The following is a 15,063-nucleotide window of genomic DNA, read 5'->3' as shown; positions in this document are numbered from 1 at the left end:
TTTTTGCTATAATGAATATGGAAATAAATGATATTTCACCTTATGTATCATTCATTCAACTAAAATTTACAAGTGTGTAATAAACTCCCTTCGTTTTTTGAAGGGAATTTTTCTGTTCAAGCAAGTAACTCTGATGCGGTATGCTGAAGGACTTCTTCATACTGGTTAAGTAAGCCGCGAAAGATCTCATCCCAGCTTTTTGATTTCGCAAAAGATGAAGCTGCTATTCCCATTTGCTCAAGTTTTTCTTCATTTTGCAATAAAGAATAAATGGATGATAGAAATGCATCCACATTTTTAGGGGGACAAAGAATTCCCGTTTTTCCATCTGTAATAATATTTTTAACCCCGCCACTATTTGCACCAATAACAGGTGTGCCACATGCGAGTGATTCAAGTACGACATTTCCGAATGTTTCAGTAGCTGATGGAAATACCATTATGTTAGAACAAGCATATGCTTCAGCTAAATCTGCACTTTGTAAATAGCCAGTAAAAGTGACATTTGTTTGCGGAACAGCTTCACGCAAATTTGTTGCTAGAGGACCGTCTCCTGCTATAAGCCAATGAATGTCGCTTCGAGTATGTGCTGATTTAACGATAAGATTTTGCAACGTATCAATATCTTTCTCAGGAGCAATTCGTCCAACATAGGAAAGGACATACTTCGCTGTAATATTATATTTTTTTCGGAATAGGTCTGTATTGTAAGCTGGATGAAAGAGTGTGCAATCTACACCACGTCCCCATATAGAGAGGGTCTGAAAGCCTTTATTTTTTAATTGATGTAATGTTTCAAAGGAAGGTACAAAATTTTTTTGCATATGACTATGAAACCATTTTAAATAGTTCCAAAGCATATTGGAGAGGAATTCGATTTTGTAATAACGTAAATAGGCATCGAAATCAGTATGATAAGAACCGACAACTGGGATGTTTAATTTTTTTGCGTAATACAGTCCACAAAGTCCCATGTTGAAAGGTGTGGCAATGTGAATAATGTCAGGTTTAAAGGAATGAAGTTCCCGTTTAATACGCGGAGTAGGAAAAGAAAAGCGACATTCTGGATATAATATTGTTAACGGGATACTTCTCATCTTGTTCACATTAGCCACGAAATTATCTTCAGCTGTATGTTGAGGGGCGAAAACAGAATAGGCGATCTGTTCTTTCTGAAAGTAACTTGTTAATCGTTCTAACGTTTTCGTAACCCCGTTAACTTGTGGCGTAAAAGTATCGGTAAAAATGGCGACTCTCATCATATCACTCCTTTATGTGAAAAGTGGGATGAATTGATAAAAAGAGATGATGCCAGAGCAAGTGCCAAGGCACATGCCGACGAATACATCTGACGGATAGTGAAGCCCTAAATAAATACGAGAAATACCGACGCATAATGCTAACGGTAATAGGAAAGTAAGTAAGCTTGGATTATAGCAAGTAAATGGAATGAAGACAGAGAAAACGGCTGTTGTATGACCAGACGGGAAAGAGTGGTCTTTTAATGGATGGACTGGATATTTCGCATCCTGAATTGTTAAATACGGACGTTTTCGTGGATACCACCTTTTTAATATTTGTACAGGAATATGGCTAATTGCTAAAGAAATAGCAGCAGCGATTGCCGCTTGGTGTAAAGTCCCTTTTGCAAAAATTAAAAAGAAAAGTGTAAGTGCAATGGAGAAAGTAGCACCACCGATATGGGTAATATTGCTGAAAAAGATATTTAATGTTTTTTGATCAAAGTAGCGATTAATTCCTTTAAAAATGTAACATTCTATTTTATATAATCCACTGACCTTCATGAAAATTCTCCTCCCTCGTTTACATATATATGGAGATATTAGCTTTTATTTTAATAAGATTTTGTTGAGGGAGTAATAATGTTTTGTAAAGAAAAAGTTAGTTTTTATATAAAAAAAGCTGCCAGTATTATGGCAGCAGTAAAATCATTTTTGTAGTGATTTATAATATTGACCTTTTTCAACATACTGCGTACGAATACGCTCCATATCTTTACGGTCTTCTTCTGTTAATTCACGAATGACTTTCGCGGGGCGACCGAAAGCTAACGTGTTTGGTGGAATTTTCTTTCCTTGTGAAACGAGGCTTCCAGCGCCGATAAAAGCTCCTTCGCCAATTTCAGCACCATCTAATATAATGGATCCCATTCCAATTAAAGCATCCTTTTTAATATGACAGCTATGTAAAATAACTTGATGTCCAACTGTAACATCATCTTCTAAAATAAGAGGATACTGAGGGCTTTGGTGGAGTGTACATTGGTCTTGTACATTTACTCGGTCTCCAATTATTGTTGGTGACACATCACCACGGATGACTGTATTAAACCAAATACTTGATTCCTCGCCAACGGAAACGTCGCCTGTAATCGTAACATAGTCAGCGATAAAAGCACTACTCGCAATTTTCGGATTTTTTTCTTTGTAAGGATATATCATGTAAAGTCTTCCTTTCCTAGAGACTAGTTTTAGTGTATCAAATTATGAGAAAGAGTGAAATGGAGGAGGTCCGTATGTGGAATTATGAAGCAGAGGAAGCGAAAGCTGTCATTGTTATTGTGCACGGCGCAATGGAATATCACGGACGTTACGAAGCCGTTGCGGAAATGTGGAATCATATCGGCTACCACGTCGTGATGGGGGACCTTCCGTCACATGGAACGACTTCAAGAAATAGAGGACATATTGATTCATTTGATGAATACATAGAGGAAGTTAAATTATGGGTGAAAGAAGCAAGAAAGTATAGATTACCTATTTTTCTATTCGGTCATAGTATGGGTGGTCTTATTGTCATTCGTATGATGCAAGAAACGAAGAGAGAAGATGTCGAGGGTATTATTTTGAGTTCGCCTTGTTTAGGGGTAGTGACTGGACCCTCTGCTCCGCTTCAATTTGCTTCAAAAATATTAAATGTTGTGGCTCCAAAATTGCAATTTGCAACGAATCTTACGGTGGAAATGTCAACACGTAACCATGAAGTGAGAGATGCAATGGAGAATGATTCATTGTTCTTGCGCAAAGTATCAGTACGTTGGTATAGTGAATTGATTAAGTCTATCGAAATTGCTCATAAAAAAATAGACGATTTTCCAGACGTTCCGCTCTTGCTAATGCAAGCATGTGAGGATAAACTTGTAGATAAAACACGTGTCCGCATGTGGTTTGATAATGTTAAAATAGGTGATAAGGCATATAAAGAATGGCCGAATTGTTATCACGAGTTATTAAATGAGTATGAGCGTGATGAAATTTTGAATTATATTCAGTCATTTACTGAAATACATGTCAATAATATAGTAAAAACAAACAAATAAATCATTATTTGTACATTTAATAGAGGAGATGAAGGAAGAAGTGAACGTACCGAGTAATCCCATAACGCTCATGGCGAAAGTATACCGTGATGTGTTTCCGGTTGTACACCATGAGCTAGCGATGTGGAAAGAGCGTGCCTACCATATTCCGAATGATGAGCTTCATAGTCAGGCAATCGCAAGTATTGAGCATAAAACGTTTCATTGTGAGGGTGGTGGCATTTTATCGCTGCTAGCAAATGAACACCGAGAGGAATGTATTCGTTTTATCGTAGCGTATCAAACAATCAGTGACTATTTAGATAATTTATGTGATCGCAGTACATCACTTGATCCGAATGATTTTGCCGCGCTACATGAATCAATGTTAATGGCACTATCACCTGAAGTGGAAGGTGGCGGTAATTATTATCGTTACCGTGATGATCAAGATGATGGTGGTTATTTAGATGAACTTGTTGAAACGTGCCAAGATGTTTTAAAGAAAACGAAGCACTATGACAAAATTGCTCCTGTTCTTCATGAACTTGCTTGTTATTATTGTGATTTACAAATTCATAAACACGTGAAGTTAGAAGAAAGAGAACCGCGCCTGAAAAATTGGTTTGAAGCACATAAAGAAAACTTACCTGAGATGAGCTGGTTTGAATTTTCAGCATGTGCCGGTTCTACACTTGGAATCTTCTGCCTTGTAGCATATGCATTTCATGATGAATTACATGATGAAGATATTGCGAAAATTAGACAAGGATACTTTCCTTACGTACAAGGACTTCATATCTTACTTGATTATTTCATTGATCAAGAAGAAGACCGCATAGGCGGGGATTTGAATTTCTGTAGTTATTATGAAAACGAGCAAGCTATATTAGATCGTATGAAACACTTTGTAGAAGAAGCAGAGAAGAGCATTGGTGATTTGCCTCATGCGAAGTTTCATCGCCTTATAAGCCGAGGGTTACTTGGTATTTATTTATCAGATCAAAAAGTATCAGCACAAAAGAATATGCACAAAATGGCACGGCGCATTGTAAAGTACGGAGGCCTCACTTCACGATTCTTCTATTGGAACGGGAAGATGTACCGAAAGAAAATGGCGCAGTGATGAAGAAAACCACTCATGTAGAGTGGTTTTTTGTTATAATATGGTAAAGGTGGTGGTGGAAATGAAGCGATTGTTTCAAAAGCTATATGACAATATTGAAGTAACATTACTTGTGCTACTTTCCATTTCATTTGTAACTGGAATGTATATGATGATGAATAGGCCAAGTGGTCCTACTGTGATGGATTACGTGCCACAAGTAATAATTGGCGCAATTATTATAGTAGATATTGTCTTTTTAATAAGTGGTAGAAAAAAAGAAAATAGTAAATAAAAAAGCATTTGTACACGAGAGTACAAATGCTTTTTATTATGATCGTATTTTTGAAAATACATATATAAGAAGTTCAATTGCAAAAATAACTAAAACAGATAGTCCGAATAAAGGCATGACAGCGCCTAATATAACCATCATGATAAAGAAAACGAATATACTTTTCTTATCTCTTTGCTTTGGAGGTGCTGCTAATTTTCCTTTTGGCTTTCTTGCTAACCACATTTTTACTCCGTAATAAATAAGAAGTAATAGAGATAATGTCGTTAGTAAGCATAATATTTTATTTGGCCATCCGAATAAATGTCCTTCATGAAGCGGGATACCGTAAGTGAACCATTGTGCAAGTAATCCATAATCACGGTAGTCCGTTTTTGAAATGAGTTCCCCGCTATATTGATCAAAGTAAGCTGTTATCTCTTCACTTGGTGCAACATGCATCCCTGTAATACCAGAACCGCTCGATTTTGAAACAGTGAATACACCTTTCGGATCAGCTGGTAGTGAAATAACATATGGCTTCTTTATTTCAATTCCTTTTTGTAATTCATCGACAGAAATTGCTTTCGGTTCATTTGAATTCGATTCAGGAGGAGCTTCTTTTCTTGTTGCCCACGGCAATTCTTTTACCTTTGATTCAGGCGGTGCCATGTACAATTTTGGATATCCGAGTGATTCATTAGAAGATGCAATTTTATAAATTTGGTTCCCCATAAATCCTGACCATGGCAATCCAGATGCGATTAGCAGAAAGAGAGGAATTGTAAATATAATACCGATAATAGAATGACGTCTTTTTGCTTTTTCTCGCTTATTGGATGAGGGTGTGTTTTTGAATTGGCGTATACTCATGTACAATCCGGTTACGATTAAAAAGATTGTCCAGCATGCTGCAAGTTCTACAGTATAGTTGACGACAGTGCCACCAACTAAAAGAGAACTATGTAATTCCCTCATTATATTGGCAAATGTTTCACTTGCGTTTTGATCCCCAACAATTTGATTATTACTATCTAAATACACATATTTTTGTTGCCCAGTATACTCATTTGCAATTGTAAGTCTCGTATTATAATCCCCATTAAACTCACTAATTTTCGCCACGCTATAATGTGGATATTTTTTCTCTGTTAAGGAAATAGAATCAGACATCGAAATAGATTCTGTTTGAGCACTCTTCCCAAAATATAAATCTTTATAGATGAAATCTTCAACTTCCTCCCGAAATAAATACCCAATTCCGCTCAGTGACAACGTAATAAGAAGCGGCGTAATAAAAAGTCCAGCATAAAAATGCCAACGCCAAAAAATGTAATGAAGCGAACGATTTTGTTTCATACTTTCAGTTCCCCTAACCTTCCCTATATGAATAACTACTTATTTAATATAGCGAGATTAAGTGTGATTACTTTGAAAGAATTGTGAAGAAAGTTAAAAGTTTTTAGGGGTTTCAACGTTTATAAATGTTTCTACTTATTTGATAAATACATTTCAACAACCGCTTCAGCAAGACATTGAGCGGAATCAACAAAATCCTCATTTGCCACTACATTCAAATCGGTACATGCGATAATAGCGGTATCAACTTCATCTTTCAATTGTAAAACGAGCGCATTCCACAATTCGCGAGCTTCTTCAACCTCCCCAGATTTAATATAAGTAATGATTTGATTAATCATTTCCTGCCATTTTTCATGATGAATATACTCTATATTACGTTTTGCAATCCCGTTTTGGTAAATCCCAGCTTGAACAGTTGCTTCTGTTGCGAGAAGAGCGACTCTTTTTGTATTTTCAGGAATTGCTTGTAACGTTTCATCGACTATATTTAAAATCGGGATAGAAAGCGAACGCTGTAATTCTTCAAAATAAAGATGCGCCGTATTGCACGGCATAGCGATAAAGCTTACGCCAGTACTTTCAAGTTTTTGTGTCCCTTCAATAATCGCTTTTTTCATCGCTTCGTGATCAATAAGGCGATCCATATAGAATGGTGTTGGGCACGAGTAAATCATCATATGAGGAAAGTCCATATCATGCTTTGCTCCGTATATTGTTTGGCACTTTGCTACAACTGTATCGACGAATGGCCCAGTTGATTTTGGTCCCATTCCTGCTAGTATTCCGATCATTGTTTCGTCTCCTTTAATATGTAATTAAAAACGTTTTTTGCGAACAACAAAAAGAAATAAAGTAAGTAATAAAAATGAATATACGATAGCCCAAGCTGTGAGCCATAGCGTGTGAGTAAGTATATTAAATTTATATTGGCCAAGCATTAGAAAGCTTTCGATAGGTGGTAAAAACCATAGTAACTCTTTTTTAAACCGGATGGAGGAAATCGTTATAAGTAATATAAATGTCAGGCTAAGCCAAGCTGTGCTTGCTTTTGGAATAATATTTCTAGTAAATAAAGTTGCGATTGAAATTCCTAGTATAGAGAAAGACATGTGAGCGAGAAATCCGACTAAAAATAAAGAAACTGTCATTTCTTCATTAAACATTTGCAAAATAATTGGGTAGATTACGGATATAAAAGATAAAACAGTACAAATGAGAAGAGCCGTAATATATTTACCCAAATATAGTGCGGAAATATTATTTGTGTGAGAAATAGTAATTTGTTCTTGTACAGGGTCTTCGGTATGAAAAATTGTGACCGTAATCCAGGCAGATAATAAATAAAGCGCGAGAGCTGTTTCTAAGTATGTCGGTACAATAGGAGTCGGTTTATATGTATATACAAAAAGTAAGCTCACAAAGTACATCGCAATAGGAGGGACGTACTTATACGATTTTGTATAGTCGAGAAAATGGTAACGAATAAGCGCGAACATAATAAACCTTCTTTCGATTTAAAAGTTAGGTTGTAGCAGTGTGATAGATGCTTTTTTATGTAATAAAAACTGAAGCATTTCGTTTGTATATTCTTTTTCGATTTGTAATTGAATAAGGTTTTGATTTGCATTGTGTGCAACGTGTATAAAACCGGATTGCTTTTTTAGTTCTATCGCTGAAAATGTTTCGTGAACGATTGCTTCAATATAGACTTGTTCTGCTCCTTTTTGTACAAAAATATCTTCTGTGATTGTATGATTTGCTAACGTCACAATTCTATCGGCGAAGTTTTCTAATAGTTGTTTTTCATGACATGTGAAGAGTATGGATATGCCGTGTTGTTTTAATGAGAGTAAAATATGTTCTAATTCTTGCTGAAAGTGAGGATCGAGTCCAGAAAGCGGTTCGTCTAAAACTAATAAATGGACGTCTGTAAGTAATGCTTGCATAATACCGGTTTTTTGTTTCATACCTTTTGAAAAGTTTCGTACAACGGAATGTCTTGCATGATGTAGGTGAAAAGATTCAAGAAGCATCGGGATTTTATCTTTTAAATATTTTGTTGATAAACCGTGAATGTGGCCGAGATGATATAAATAATCCTCTAATGTAAAACGAATCCCTTCAGGAAAATGTTCAGGTACATAGCCAATTTGTATATGTTCTTTTCTTTGAAGTGCTCCTGCCGTAGGTGAAACAAATCCTGCAATTATTTTGAGTAGAGTACTTTTTCCAGTCCCGTTTCCGCCAACGATGGCGAGTGCTTCTCCTTCTGAAATGGATAAATCAATGTTGTCTAGTATAAGTGATTTGCCGTACTTCTTTTGAATTCCCCGTAGTTCTACTAGCAAAGTTCTATCCTTCTTTCTTTAAATAGTGTATATATCCATTATATAGGAGAATAAAAAAAGACGTGCAGTGAATGCACGTCTTTTTTTGTTATGTTTTGTCGAACAATCGATATATCCGAGAAATCGTTGATATATTGTAAGTTATGATAGATATATCGAAAAAATCGTTGATATATCCCGAGTTACGATAGATATAATTGAAAAATCGTTGATATATTATCGCTTCTCAATCGCCACAATAAATGGCGGGTTATTTTGTTGATTAATGAAGCCATATCGCAGTACGTGTGCTTGTTTTTGGTCTAGTTCTTCGGCAAATGTAAGTACAGCGTCGCGTTCTACTTGTCCTTCTGGGTGTCCGTGGTAAATAACAAGGACGATGATACCTTCAGGTGCCATTACTTCTAATAATTGTTCGATCGCTGAGATTGTTGAGTTCGGTTTTGTAACGATATGCTTGTCTCCGCCTGGAAGGTAACCTAAGTTGAAAATTGCGCCTGTTACTTTTCCTTTTGCATCTTCCGGTAATACGGATAGAAGTGTATCGTGACTATCGTGAACTAAAACAGTATGTTCGAAAAGTTCTTTTTCTTTTAGACGAGTTGTTGAGCTTTCAATTGCCTCTTTTTGAATATCAAATCCAAATACTTTTCCGTTATCTCCAACGATTTCAGCTAGGAAGCAAGTGTCATGCCCATTGCCGAGTGTTGCATCTACAGCGTAATCGCCTTCTTTTACTGCTGTTTGCAAGAGAGTGCGAGCAAACGGTAATACACGTTCTAATTTCATTTTTGTTTCTCCTCATTTGCATATTTTCCTTGCCAGCTTCCGCGGCGTACAAATTCTGCATCGATGGAATTTAATACTTCCCATTTATTTAAGCTCCACATTGGGCCAATCATTAAATCAGGTGGACCGTCACCTGTGATACGGTGCACAATTACGTCTTCTGGAATAATTTCAAGTTGGTCAACAACGAGACTTACGTAATCCTCAAGAGAAAGGAACTCGAGTTGTCCTTTTTCATATTGCTTCACCATTGGCGTTCCTTTTAATAAGTGAAGTAAGTGGATTTTAATTCCTTGTACGTCAAGCTTCGCTACTTCACGAGCTGTTTCCATCATCATGTCGTAATCTTCAAGTGGAAGGCCGTTAATAATATGAGAACAAACTCGAATGCCGTGCTTACGTAATTTATTTACACCTTCCACATAAGACGGATAATCGTGAGCGCGATTAATAAGATTTGCAGTACGTTCATGAACAGTCTGTAGTCCGAGTTCAACCCAAAGGTAAGTGCGTTTATTTAAGTCCGCTAAATATTCAACAACATCGTCCGGTAAACAATCTGGACGAGTCGCAATAGAAAGACCGACAACGTCTTTTTCTGCTAGAAGCGGTTCGAATTTTTCTTTTAACACTTCAAGTGGTGCATGTGTATTTGTGTACGCCTGGAAATAAGCGATACATTTTCCGTCTTTCCACTTTGAGCGCATTTTTTCTTTCATTTCATGATATTGCGTTATAACATCATCGCGGCGATCGCCAGCGAAGTCACCAGATCCAGCAGCACTGCAAAATGTACAACCGCCATAAGCAACTGTACCGTCACGGTTCGGGCAATCGAAGCCAGCATCTAATGAAACTTTAAAGATTTTTTCACCAAATTCATTTCGTAAATGATAATTCCATGTATGATAACGTTTATTGTCGTTTGTATATGGAAAAGGGTTTTGAACCTTCATTACTTTCCCTCCTAAGCCGAGTCAAAATAACACAAAATCCATTATAACATACTCATAAGGTTCATAAGGAAGGGACACACTAAAGGGGAATTGAAGCAAGGAGGGACAATTATGGCAGAGCGTCAATCACTTGAATCGTATATTACACAAGCGGAACAAGCGGTGGAATATGCGAAAGAACAATTAGATCTTGGTATGAGACAGGAGCATTATAATACGATGGAGTATTCGGATGCGCAGCTACAATTAGAACAAGCATATAACGATTTACAAACTATGCAACAACATGCGAATGATGAGCAACGTGAGCAATTAAATAGAGCACGTATGGCAATTCGCCAATTGCAACATCAAATGATTATTACACCGCACTAATAAGGAGTGAATGTAATGGCGAAACGTTCAGATCAAAATAACCCAGAGCAAAAAACACAAAATGGACATAACGCTGAGTTTTCGAATGAGCTTGATCCGATTGTTCAAGTGAAACAGCGTAATAGTAAAAAAGGACAACCTCAAAAATCAAAACAATCAGAGTAAACCAGGTCGAAATATGACCTGGTTTTATTTTGCTATATGACAATAATGTAAGATTCCTGTAAGGTTTACCGATAGTTGTAATTGTCCTTTTCCAGTAGAGTAAGGGAGGATTAAATTTTGGACAAGGAGCTGCTTTATGGGGAACAATATTACAAACAAGCGAATTGATGAGTTAGATTACATTCGTGGCTTTGCATTACTGGGGATTATTTTAGTAAATATTCTTGCACTACTTCATATTAAAATCCCAGATCCTAATACAGTGGATGCTAGCTATCAAAGGTTTCTATACTTATTTGTAGAAGGTCGTTTCTTCTCAATCTTCTCATTCTTATTTGGAGTAGGATTCTATATCTTTATTTCAAGAGCGATTGCGAAAGGGAAAAATGGCTATGTTTTATTTTTACGTCGCTTAGTAGCGTTATTTATTTTTGGTTTAATTCATCAAATGTTTCAGCCTGGGGAAGCGCTGGCGTTATACGCAATTTGCGGGTTAATCGTTTTACCGTTTTATAAAGCGAAAAAAGAAGTGAACCTAGTACTAGGACTTATTTTGACAATTGCCTTCAGTGTAATGGGAGTTAAAGAACTATTACCACTTGGCTTAATTTTATTAGGGCTTGCTGCAGGACAATTTCGTGTATTTGAAAATCTCGCGCAAAATATAAAGAAAGTCGCTATTTTTACAGGTATTATGTTTGTTTTAAGTGTCATAGCTGTATGGTATCAATATGGGCACGTTCCTGCTGAACCATTTATAAATATGATACTTGAGAGTGAGGATGGAACAATGAATGCTGCAAGCCAATTTTTAAAAATTGGTGTTACAGTTGGACCGATTATTTCAGCTTTCTATGTTGGAGCATTAATTTTATTACTTCAATTAAAACTAGTTGAAACATTGTTAGCACCACTGAAATATTATGGCCGCATGGCTTTAACGAATTATATTGGACAAACTGCAATGATTTTAATCGCAGGAAGTGTATTTAACTTTGCAGAAAACTTAACGTACATGCAGACTTTATATGTGTGTATTGCAATTTATGCAATTCAAATTGTATTTAGCGTAATTTGGATGAAAATCTTTAAAATGGGTCCATTAGAATGGATTTGGCGAGTTGTTACGTATTGGACGGTAACACCTTTAAAGAAATAGAGAGAGAAATGGGCTATTCCTTTTGTGGAACAGCCCATTTTTATTTTCATCTTTTTCGGAAAGTTGATATTCCTTCGCGAATCGCCGATATATATTGGAAATCGCTAATAAAATTTCATTTATCAACGAACCTTACACACTTATCTTTTTTATATTACAAAAGTGTAAGGTAAATGTAATGTTAACAAATAGCAGTTCGCCTCTAAAAAGCGCAAAATAGGTAATGGAAAAACAAGCGTAGGAGGATATATATGACGAAACCAGTTGTAGACGTGAAAAACGTTCAAAAAGTGTACGGTAAAAAAGGTGAGAACCAATCACATGCATTAAAAGGTGTTTCATTCTCAATTCAAGAGGGTGAGTTTGTAGGGATTATGGGACCATCTGGTTCTGGTAAAACGACATTATTAAATGTAATTTCAACGCTTGATAAAGCAACGGGCGGCGTTGTTGAAATTGCGGGTACGGATATTACGAAAATGAAGCAAGGTGAGCTTTCTGATTTCCGTTCACAAAAATTAGGATTCATCTTCCAAGACTTTAACTTATTAGAGAACTTATCTATTTATGAAAACATCGCACTTCCATTATCTCTTCAAGGTGTCGCGTCACGTAATATTGGACCGAAAGTAGAAAAAGTAGCGGATATGTTAGGGATTACAGAAATTCTTCAAAAGTATCCATCTGAAGTATCTGGTGGACAGAAACAACGTTCAGCAGCAGCGCGTGCTTTAGTACATGAGCCTGCAATTATTTTAGGGGACGAGCCAACAGGAGCGCTTGATTCTAAAAATGCAACGAGTTTACTTGATGCGATGACAAACTTAAATAAAGATCAAGGCGTATCTATTATGATGGTTACACATGATCCGTACAGTGCAAGTTACTGTCAGCGTATTTTATTCATTCAAGATGGTGAGCTATATAAAGAAATTCACCGCGGCGGTACACGTGAAGAGTTTTATAAAGAAATTTTAGATGTGCTTGCGGACTTAGGCACACAAAAAGCGTAAGAAAGGGGGTTCTAGAGCATGTTATTCAAACTTTCCATGTCAGGGCTAAAGAGTAAGCTAAAAGATTACATCGTCTTACTTGTCGGTCTTGTCATGTCGATTTCAATTTTTTATATGTTTCAAACGTTAGCACTAAATGAATCATTTCTTGAATCTAATTCAGTGATTAAATCAATCGGATTTGTATTCCAAGCAGGTTCATTTTTATTAGCAATCATAACGTTCTTCTATATTTTATATGCGAACTCTTTCTTACTATCTCTTCGTCAAAAAGAGTTTGGTATGTATATGATGTTAGGAGCAAAAAAGCATAAAGTTACATTACTTATGTTTATTGAGACAATTGTATTAGGCGCCGCATCTCTTGCGATCGGTATTACAGTTGGTGTAGGACTTGCAGAAGGTATCGGTCAATTATTAATGAAACAATTAGAATTTGCTGGTGAAGGCTATAAAGCATTTTACCTGCCATCAATGACTGTTACTTGTATTTTCTTCTTTGCATTATTTGTACTATCAGCAATTATGAACAGTATTAAGTTATCACGTATTTCTGTATTGCAACTTGTACATGCAGATGCACAAACAGAACGTGTTGCAGTAAAAGGAAAAATGACAGGTTTAGTTGCATTCCTAGCGGTTATTTTATTAGGAATTGGCTATGCATCAATGATTTATATGGAAAAATTAAGAGAGATGGGAATCCTTATTGCATTAATTACAACAACAGCTGGTACTTACATGCTATTTGGATCACTTCTTCCAGTCATTATTAAAAAGTTAAAAAGTAATAAAAAGCGTAGTGAAAAAGGACTTAATGCTTTTACATTTGCACAATTAAATTTCCGTATTAATAGCTTAACGAAAGTACTTGCAACAGTAGCGATGTTAGTTGCTCTTGGAGCTGGTGCAATTTCAGGTGGTATGGCGTTTAAAAATAACGTTATAAAAATGGTTGATGGTTTAGTAATCTATGATTCAGTAGTTCATAATCCGACAGCTGAAGAAAAGAAAATTTTAGACGGTATTACATTTAAAGAGAAAAGCGAATATCGTTACAAAGTAGATGATAAATACGTTTACTATGTAAAAGAAGATTTAGAGAAAAATCGTCCTTTAGTAAAAGATATGGAAAATATGAAGTCGATGAAGGATTTAGTAAATACGAAGAAGGCTTCACAGGAATTACCAGTAGGCGCAGTTTCTAGAGAAATGAATGAAAAAGATGCGAACGCTAAAGAACTTCCAGAAGAATGGGTCGATGCTTTTAGCACAATTCATCCATATTATATATACGAAGATCATGCAATTAAAATTGTAGATCAAAAAATGTACGATGGGATAAGTGGTAAAGAAGGTATAGCATTTATCGGAAAAGCAGATGATTTCTTAACATATACAAAAGAATGGAAAAAACTTGACGAGTTGCAATTAGATAAATATAAAAATGTAACAGCTGAAAGAATGAACAGTAAATATCAATCTTACGACATGTTCTATGGTGTTGCGAGCGGAACAGTATTTATGGGCTTCTTCCTTGGAATTGCTTTCTTAGCAATGATGGCAAGTTGTTTAATGTTCAAAATTCTTTCTGGTGCCTCAAAAGATATTACGCGTTATCAAATGCTTCGTAAAATCGGAGTACGCCGTGAATTATTAACAAAATCAATTTATAAAGAGTTATTCTTAGTATTCTTATTCCCAGCAATTGTAGGTATTGCTCACGTATTAGTTGGTATGAATATTTTCGGATTTATTTTACTTGATCCGTACTTCCGTATTTGGGTACCGATTGTTATCTTCGTAATTATTTATGCAATTTATTACTTCATTACCGTTCAATTGTATAAAGGAATTGTTCTTCCGAAAGAAGATTAATAAAAAACCGAGCGAAATTGCTCGGTTTTTATTATTTTCAGAAAAAACACTTTAACGTTACTGAAATGTATAATATAATGTAAATAAGTAACGTAACATAAAAGTAGAAGCAGCTGGATAAGGAAAGGAGGAATCCAATCTATAGAAAGAAGCTGAACTTTTATCCCCTATTTCTTTTCAAACCACAACGTATTTGTACAATCGTAAATTTCCAAATTGAAAATTGCTTGAATCACAAAAGTATATTGTGAAAATAATGGATAATACATGGAAATCTCATAGCATGATAAGGTAAAATGGACAACATGATGAGAAAATTA

At 35.9% G+C, this 15,063-nt stretch carries 17 protein-coding genes; 8 read left to right on the top strand and 9 right to left on the bottom strand.

Translation table 11 applies throughout. The annotated features are described in order from the left end of the window. Positions 1-116: 116 nt before the first annotated feature. The 3 genes from QCI81_RS10710 to QCI81_RS10700 all read right to left on the bottom strand — a co-directional run bounded on the left by QCI81_RS10710 (position 117) and on the right by QCI81_RS10700 (position 2,462). Complete coding sequence (locus tag QCI81_RS10710; RefSeq protein WP_353810722.1) at positions 117-1,259, bottom strand: glycosyltransferase family 4 protein; 1,143 nt, start codon at positions 1,257-1,259, stop codon at positions 117-119. 12 nt (positions 1,260-1,271) lie between these two features. Continuing rightward, positions 1,272-1,805, bottom strand: a complete 534-nt coding sequence (locus QCI81_RS10705; protein ID WP_353810721.1) for a phosphatase PAP2 family protein — start codon at positions 1,803-1,805, stop codon at positions 1,272-1,274. Between the two features lie 144 nt (positions 1,806-1,949). Continuing rightward, positions 1,950-2,462: a gamma carbonic anhydrase gene (locus QCI81_RS10700; RefSeq protein ID WP_000640208.1), complete on the bottom strand. Its 513-nt coding sequence runs from the start codon at positions 2,460-2,462 to the stop codon at positions 1,950-1,952. Between the two features lie 74 nt (positions 2,463-2,536). Between QCI81_RS10700 and QCI81_RS10695 the strand changes: the two genes are divergently transcribed. The 3 genes from QCI81_RS10695 to QCI81_RS10685 all read left to right on the top strand — a co-directional run bounded on the left by QCI81_RS10695 (position 2,537) and on the right by QCI81_RS10685 (position 4,719). Continuing rightward, positions 2,537-3,340 (top strand): alpha/beta hydrolase, encoded by an 804-nt coding sequence (locus tag QCI81_RS10695; RefSeq protein WP_025118653.1) that lies wholly within the window; start codon positions 2,537-2,539, stop codon positions 3,338-3,340. A 40-nt stretch (positions 3,341-3,380) separates the two neighbouring features. Further along, positions 3,381-4,445: a tetraprenyl-beta-curcumene synthase family protein gene (locus QCI81_RS10690; protein ID WP_053563513.1), complete on the top strand. Its 1,065-nt coding sequence runs from the start codon at positions 3,381-3,383 to the stop codon at positions 4,443-4,445. Between the two features lie 61 nt (positions 4,446-4,506). Continuing rightward, on the top strand, positions 4,507-4,719 hold the full coding sequence (locus QCI81_RS10685; RefSeq protein WP_000825356.1) for a hypothetical protein: 213 nt from the start codon (positions 4,507-4,509) through the stop codon (positions 4,717-4,719). Positions 4,720-4,755: 36 nt separating this feature from the next. Here the strand turns inward: QCI81_RS10685 and QCI81_RS10680 are convergent, their stop codons facing one another. From QCI81_RS10680 to mnmL, 6 genes are all read right to left on the bottom strand, one after another. Then, positions 4,756-6,057 carry a PepSY-associated TM helix domain-containing protein gene (locus QCI81_RS10680; protein WP_098236127.1) on the bottom strand — a complete coding sequence of 434 codons (1,302 nt, stop codon included), beginning with the start codon at positions 6,055-6,057 and terminating at the stop codon, positions 4,756-4,758. 131 nt (positions 6,058-6,188) lie between these two features. Next, the gene (locus QCI81_RS10675) at positions 6,189-6,851 is read right to left on the bottom strand and encodes an aspartate/glutamate racemase family protein (protein WP_098851953.1); all 663 of its coding nucleotides are present in this window, start codon (positions 6,849-6,851) and stop codon (positions 6,189-6,191) included. A gap of 24 nt (positions 6,852-6,875) precedes the next feature. Next, positions 6,876-7,556, bottom strand: a complete 681-nt coding sequence (locus QCI81_RS10670) for an ABC transporter permease (RefSeq protein WP_098851954.1) — start codon at positions 7,554-7,556, stop codon at positions 6,876-6,878. Between the two features lie 18 nt (positions 7,557-7,574). Then, on the bottom strand, positions 7,575-8,408 hold the full coding sequence (locus QCI81_RS10665; protein ID WP_353810719.1) for an ABC transporter ATP-binding protein: 834 nt from the start codon (positions 8,406-8,408) through the stop codon (positions 7,575-7,577). Positions 8,409-8,624: 216 nt separating this feature from the next. Beyond that, positions 8,625-9,197: a tRNA 5-(aminomethyl)-2-thiouridylate-methyltransferase MnmM gene (gene mnmM, locus QCI81_RS10660; protein ID WP_353810718.1), complete on the bottom strand. Its 573-nt coding sequence runs from the start codon at positions 9,195-9,197 to the stop codon at positions 8,625-8,627. Continuing rightward, positions 9,194-10,153, bottom strand: a complete 960-nt coding sequence (gene mnmL / locus QCI81_RS10655; RefSeq protein ID WP_000868033.1) for a tRNA modification radical SAM protein MnmL/YtqA — start codon at positions 10,151-10,153, stop codon at positions 9,194-9,196. Before mnmL ends, mnmM begins: the two co-directional genes overlap by 4 nt. A 111-nt stretch (positions 10,154-10,264) precedes the next feature. On the opposite strand from mnmL, the gene QCI81_RS10650 reads away from it, so the two are divergent. From QCI81_RS10650 to QCI81_RS10630, 5 genes are all read left to right on the top strand, one after another. Further along, complete coding sequence (locus tag QCI81_RS10650; RefSeq protein WP_000840865.1) at positions 10,265-10,528, top strand: YtzC family protein; 264 nt, start codon at positions 10,265-10,267, stop codon at positions 10,526-10,528. A 15-nt stretch (positions 10,529-10,543) separates the two neighbouring features. Next, on the top strand, positions 10,544-10,693 hold the full coding sequence (locus QCI81_RS10645; RefSeq protein WP_001129340.1) for a hypothetical protein: 150 nt from the start codon (positions 10,544-10,546) through the stop codon (positions 10,691-10,693). A gap of 136 nt (positions 10,694-10,829) precedes the next feature. Further along, a complete protein-coding gene (locus QCI81_RS10640; RefSeq protein ID WP_353810717.1) occupies positions 10,830-11,852 on the top strand; it encodes a DUF418 domain-containing protein in 1,023 nt (340 codons plus the stop codon). Positions 11,853-12,103: 251 nt separating this feature from the next. Next, on the top strand, positions 12,104-12,865 hold the full coding sequence (locus QCI81_RS10635; protein WP_000165837.1) for an ABC transporter ATP-binding protein: 762 nt from the start codon (positions 12,104-12,106) through the stop codon (positions 12,863-12,865). An 18-nt stretch (positions 12,866-12,883) separates the two neighbouring features. Continuing rightward, a complete protein-coding gene (locus QCI81_RS10630) occupies positions 12,884-14,743 on the top strand; it encodes an FtsX-like permease family protein (protein ID WP_053563518.1) in 1,860 nt (619 codons plus the stop codon). Positions 14,744-15,063: the final 320 nt, after the last annotated feature.

This window comes from Bacillus cereus group sp. MG20 (assembly GCF_040459885.1).
In the GTDB taxonomy this organism is placed as follows: Bacteria; Bacillota; Bacilli; order Bacillales; family Bacillaceae_G; genus Bacillus_A; species Bacillus_A cereus.
This window is presented reverse-complemented; position numbering and strand designations above follow the sequence as displayed.

Excerpts from the sequence above, each read along its gene's own strand:
- QCI81_RS10710 (WP_353810722.1), bottom strand. The coding sequence starts at position 1,259 with ATGAGAGTCGCCATTTTTACCGATACTTTTACGCCACAAGTTAACGGG.
- QCI81_RS10705 (WP_353810721.1), bottom strand. The coding sequence starts at position 1,805 with ATGAAGGTCAGTGGATTATATAAAATAGAATGTTACATTTTTAAAGGA.
- QCI81_RS10700 (WP_000640208.1), bottom strand. The coding sequence starts at position 2,462 with ATGATATATCCTTACAAAGAAAAAAATCCGAAAATTGCGAGTAGTGCT.
- QCI81_RS10695 (WP_025118653.1), top strand. The coding sequence starts at position 2,537 with ATGTGGAATTATGAAGCAGAGGAAGCGAAAGCTGTCATTGTTATTGTG.
- QCI81_RS10685 (WP_000825356.1), top strand. The coding sequence starts at position 4,507 with ATGAAGCGATTGTTTCAAAAGCTATATGACAATATTGAAGTAACATTA.
- QCI81_RS10680 (WP_098236127.1), bottom strand. The coding sequence starts at position 6,057 with ATGAAACAAAATCGTTCGCTTCATTACATTTTTTGGCGTTGGCATTTT.
- QCI81_RS10675 (WP_098851953.1), bottom strand. The coding sequence starts at position 6,851 with ATGATCGGAATACTAGCAGGAATGGGACCAAAATCAACTGGGCCATTC.
- QCI81_RS10670 (WP_098851954.1), bottom strand. The coding sequence starts at position 7,556 with ATGTTCGCGCTTATTCGTTACCATTTTCTCGACTATACAAAATCGTAT.
- mnmM (WP_353810718.1), bottom strand. The coding sequence starts at position 9,197 with ATGAAATTAGAACGTGTATTACCGTTTGCTCGCACTCTCTTGCAAACA.
- mnmL (WP_000868033.1), bottom strand. The coding sequence starts at position 10,153 with ATGAAGGTTCAAAACCCTTTTCCATATACAAACGACAATAAACGTTAT.
- QCI81_RS10650 (WP_000840865.1), top strand. The coding sequence starts at position 10,265 with ATGGCAGAGCGTCAATCACTTGAATCGTATATTACACAAGCGGAACAA.
- QCI81_RS10645 (WP_001129340.1), top strand. The coding sequence starts at position 10,544 with ATGGCGAAACGTTCAGATCAAAATAACCCAGAGCAAAAAACACAAAAT.
- QCI81_RS10640 (WP_353810717.1), top strand. The coding sequence starts at position 10,830 with ATGGGGAACAATATTACAAACAAGCGAATTGATGAGTTAGATTACATT.
- QCI81_RS10635 (WP_000165837.1), top strand. The coding sequence starts at position 12,104 with ATGACGAAACCAGTTGTAGACGTGAAAAACGTTCAAAAAGTGTACGGT.
- QCI81_RS10630 (WP_053563518.1), top strand. The coding sequence starts at position 12,884 with ATGTTATTCAAACTTTCCATGTCAGGGCTAAAGAGTAAGCTAAAAGAT.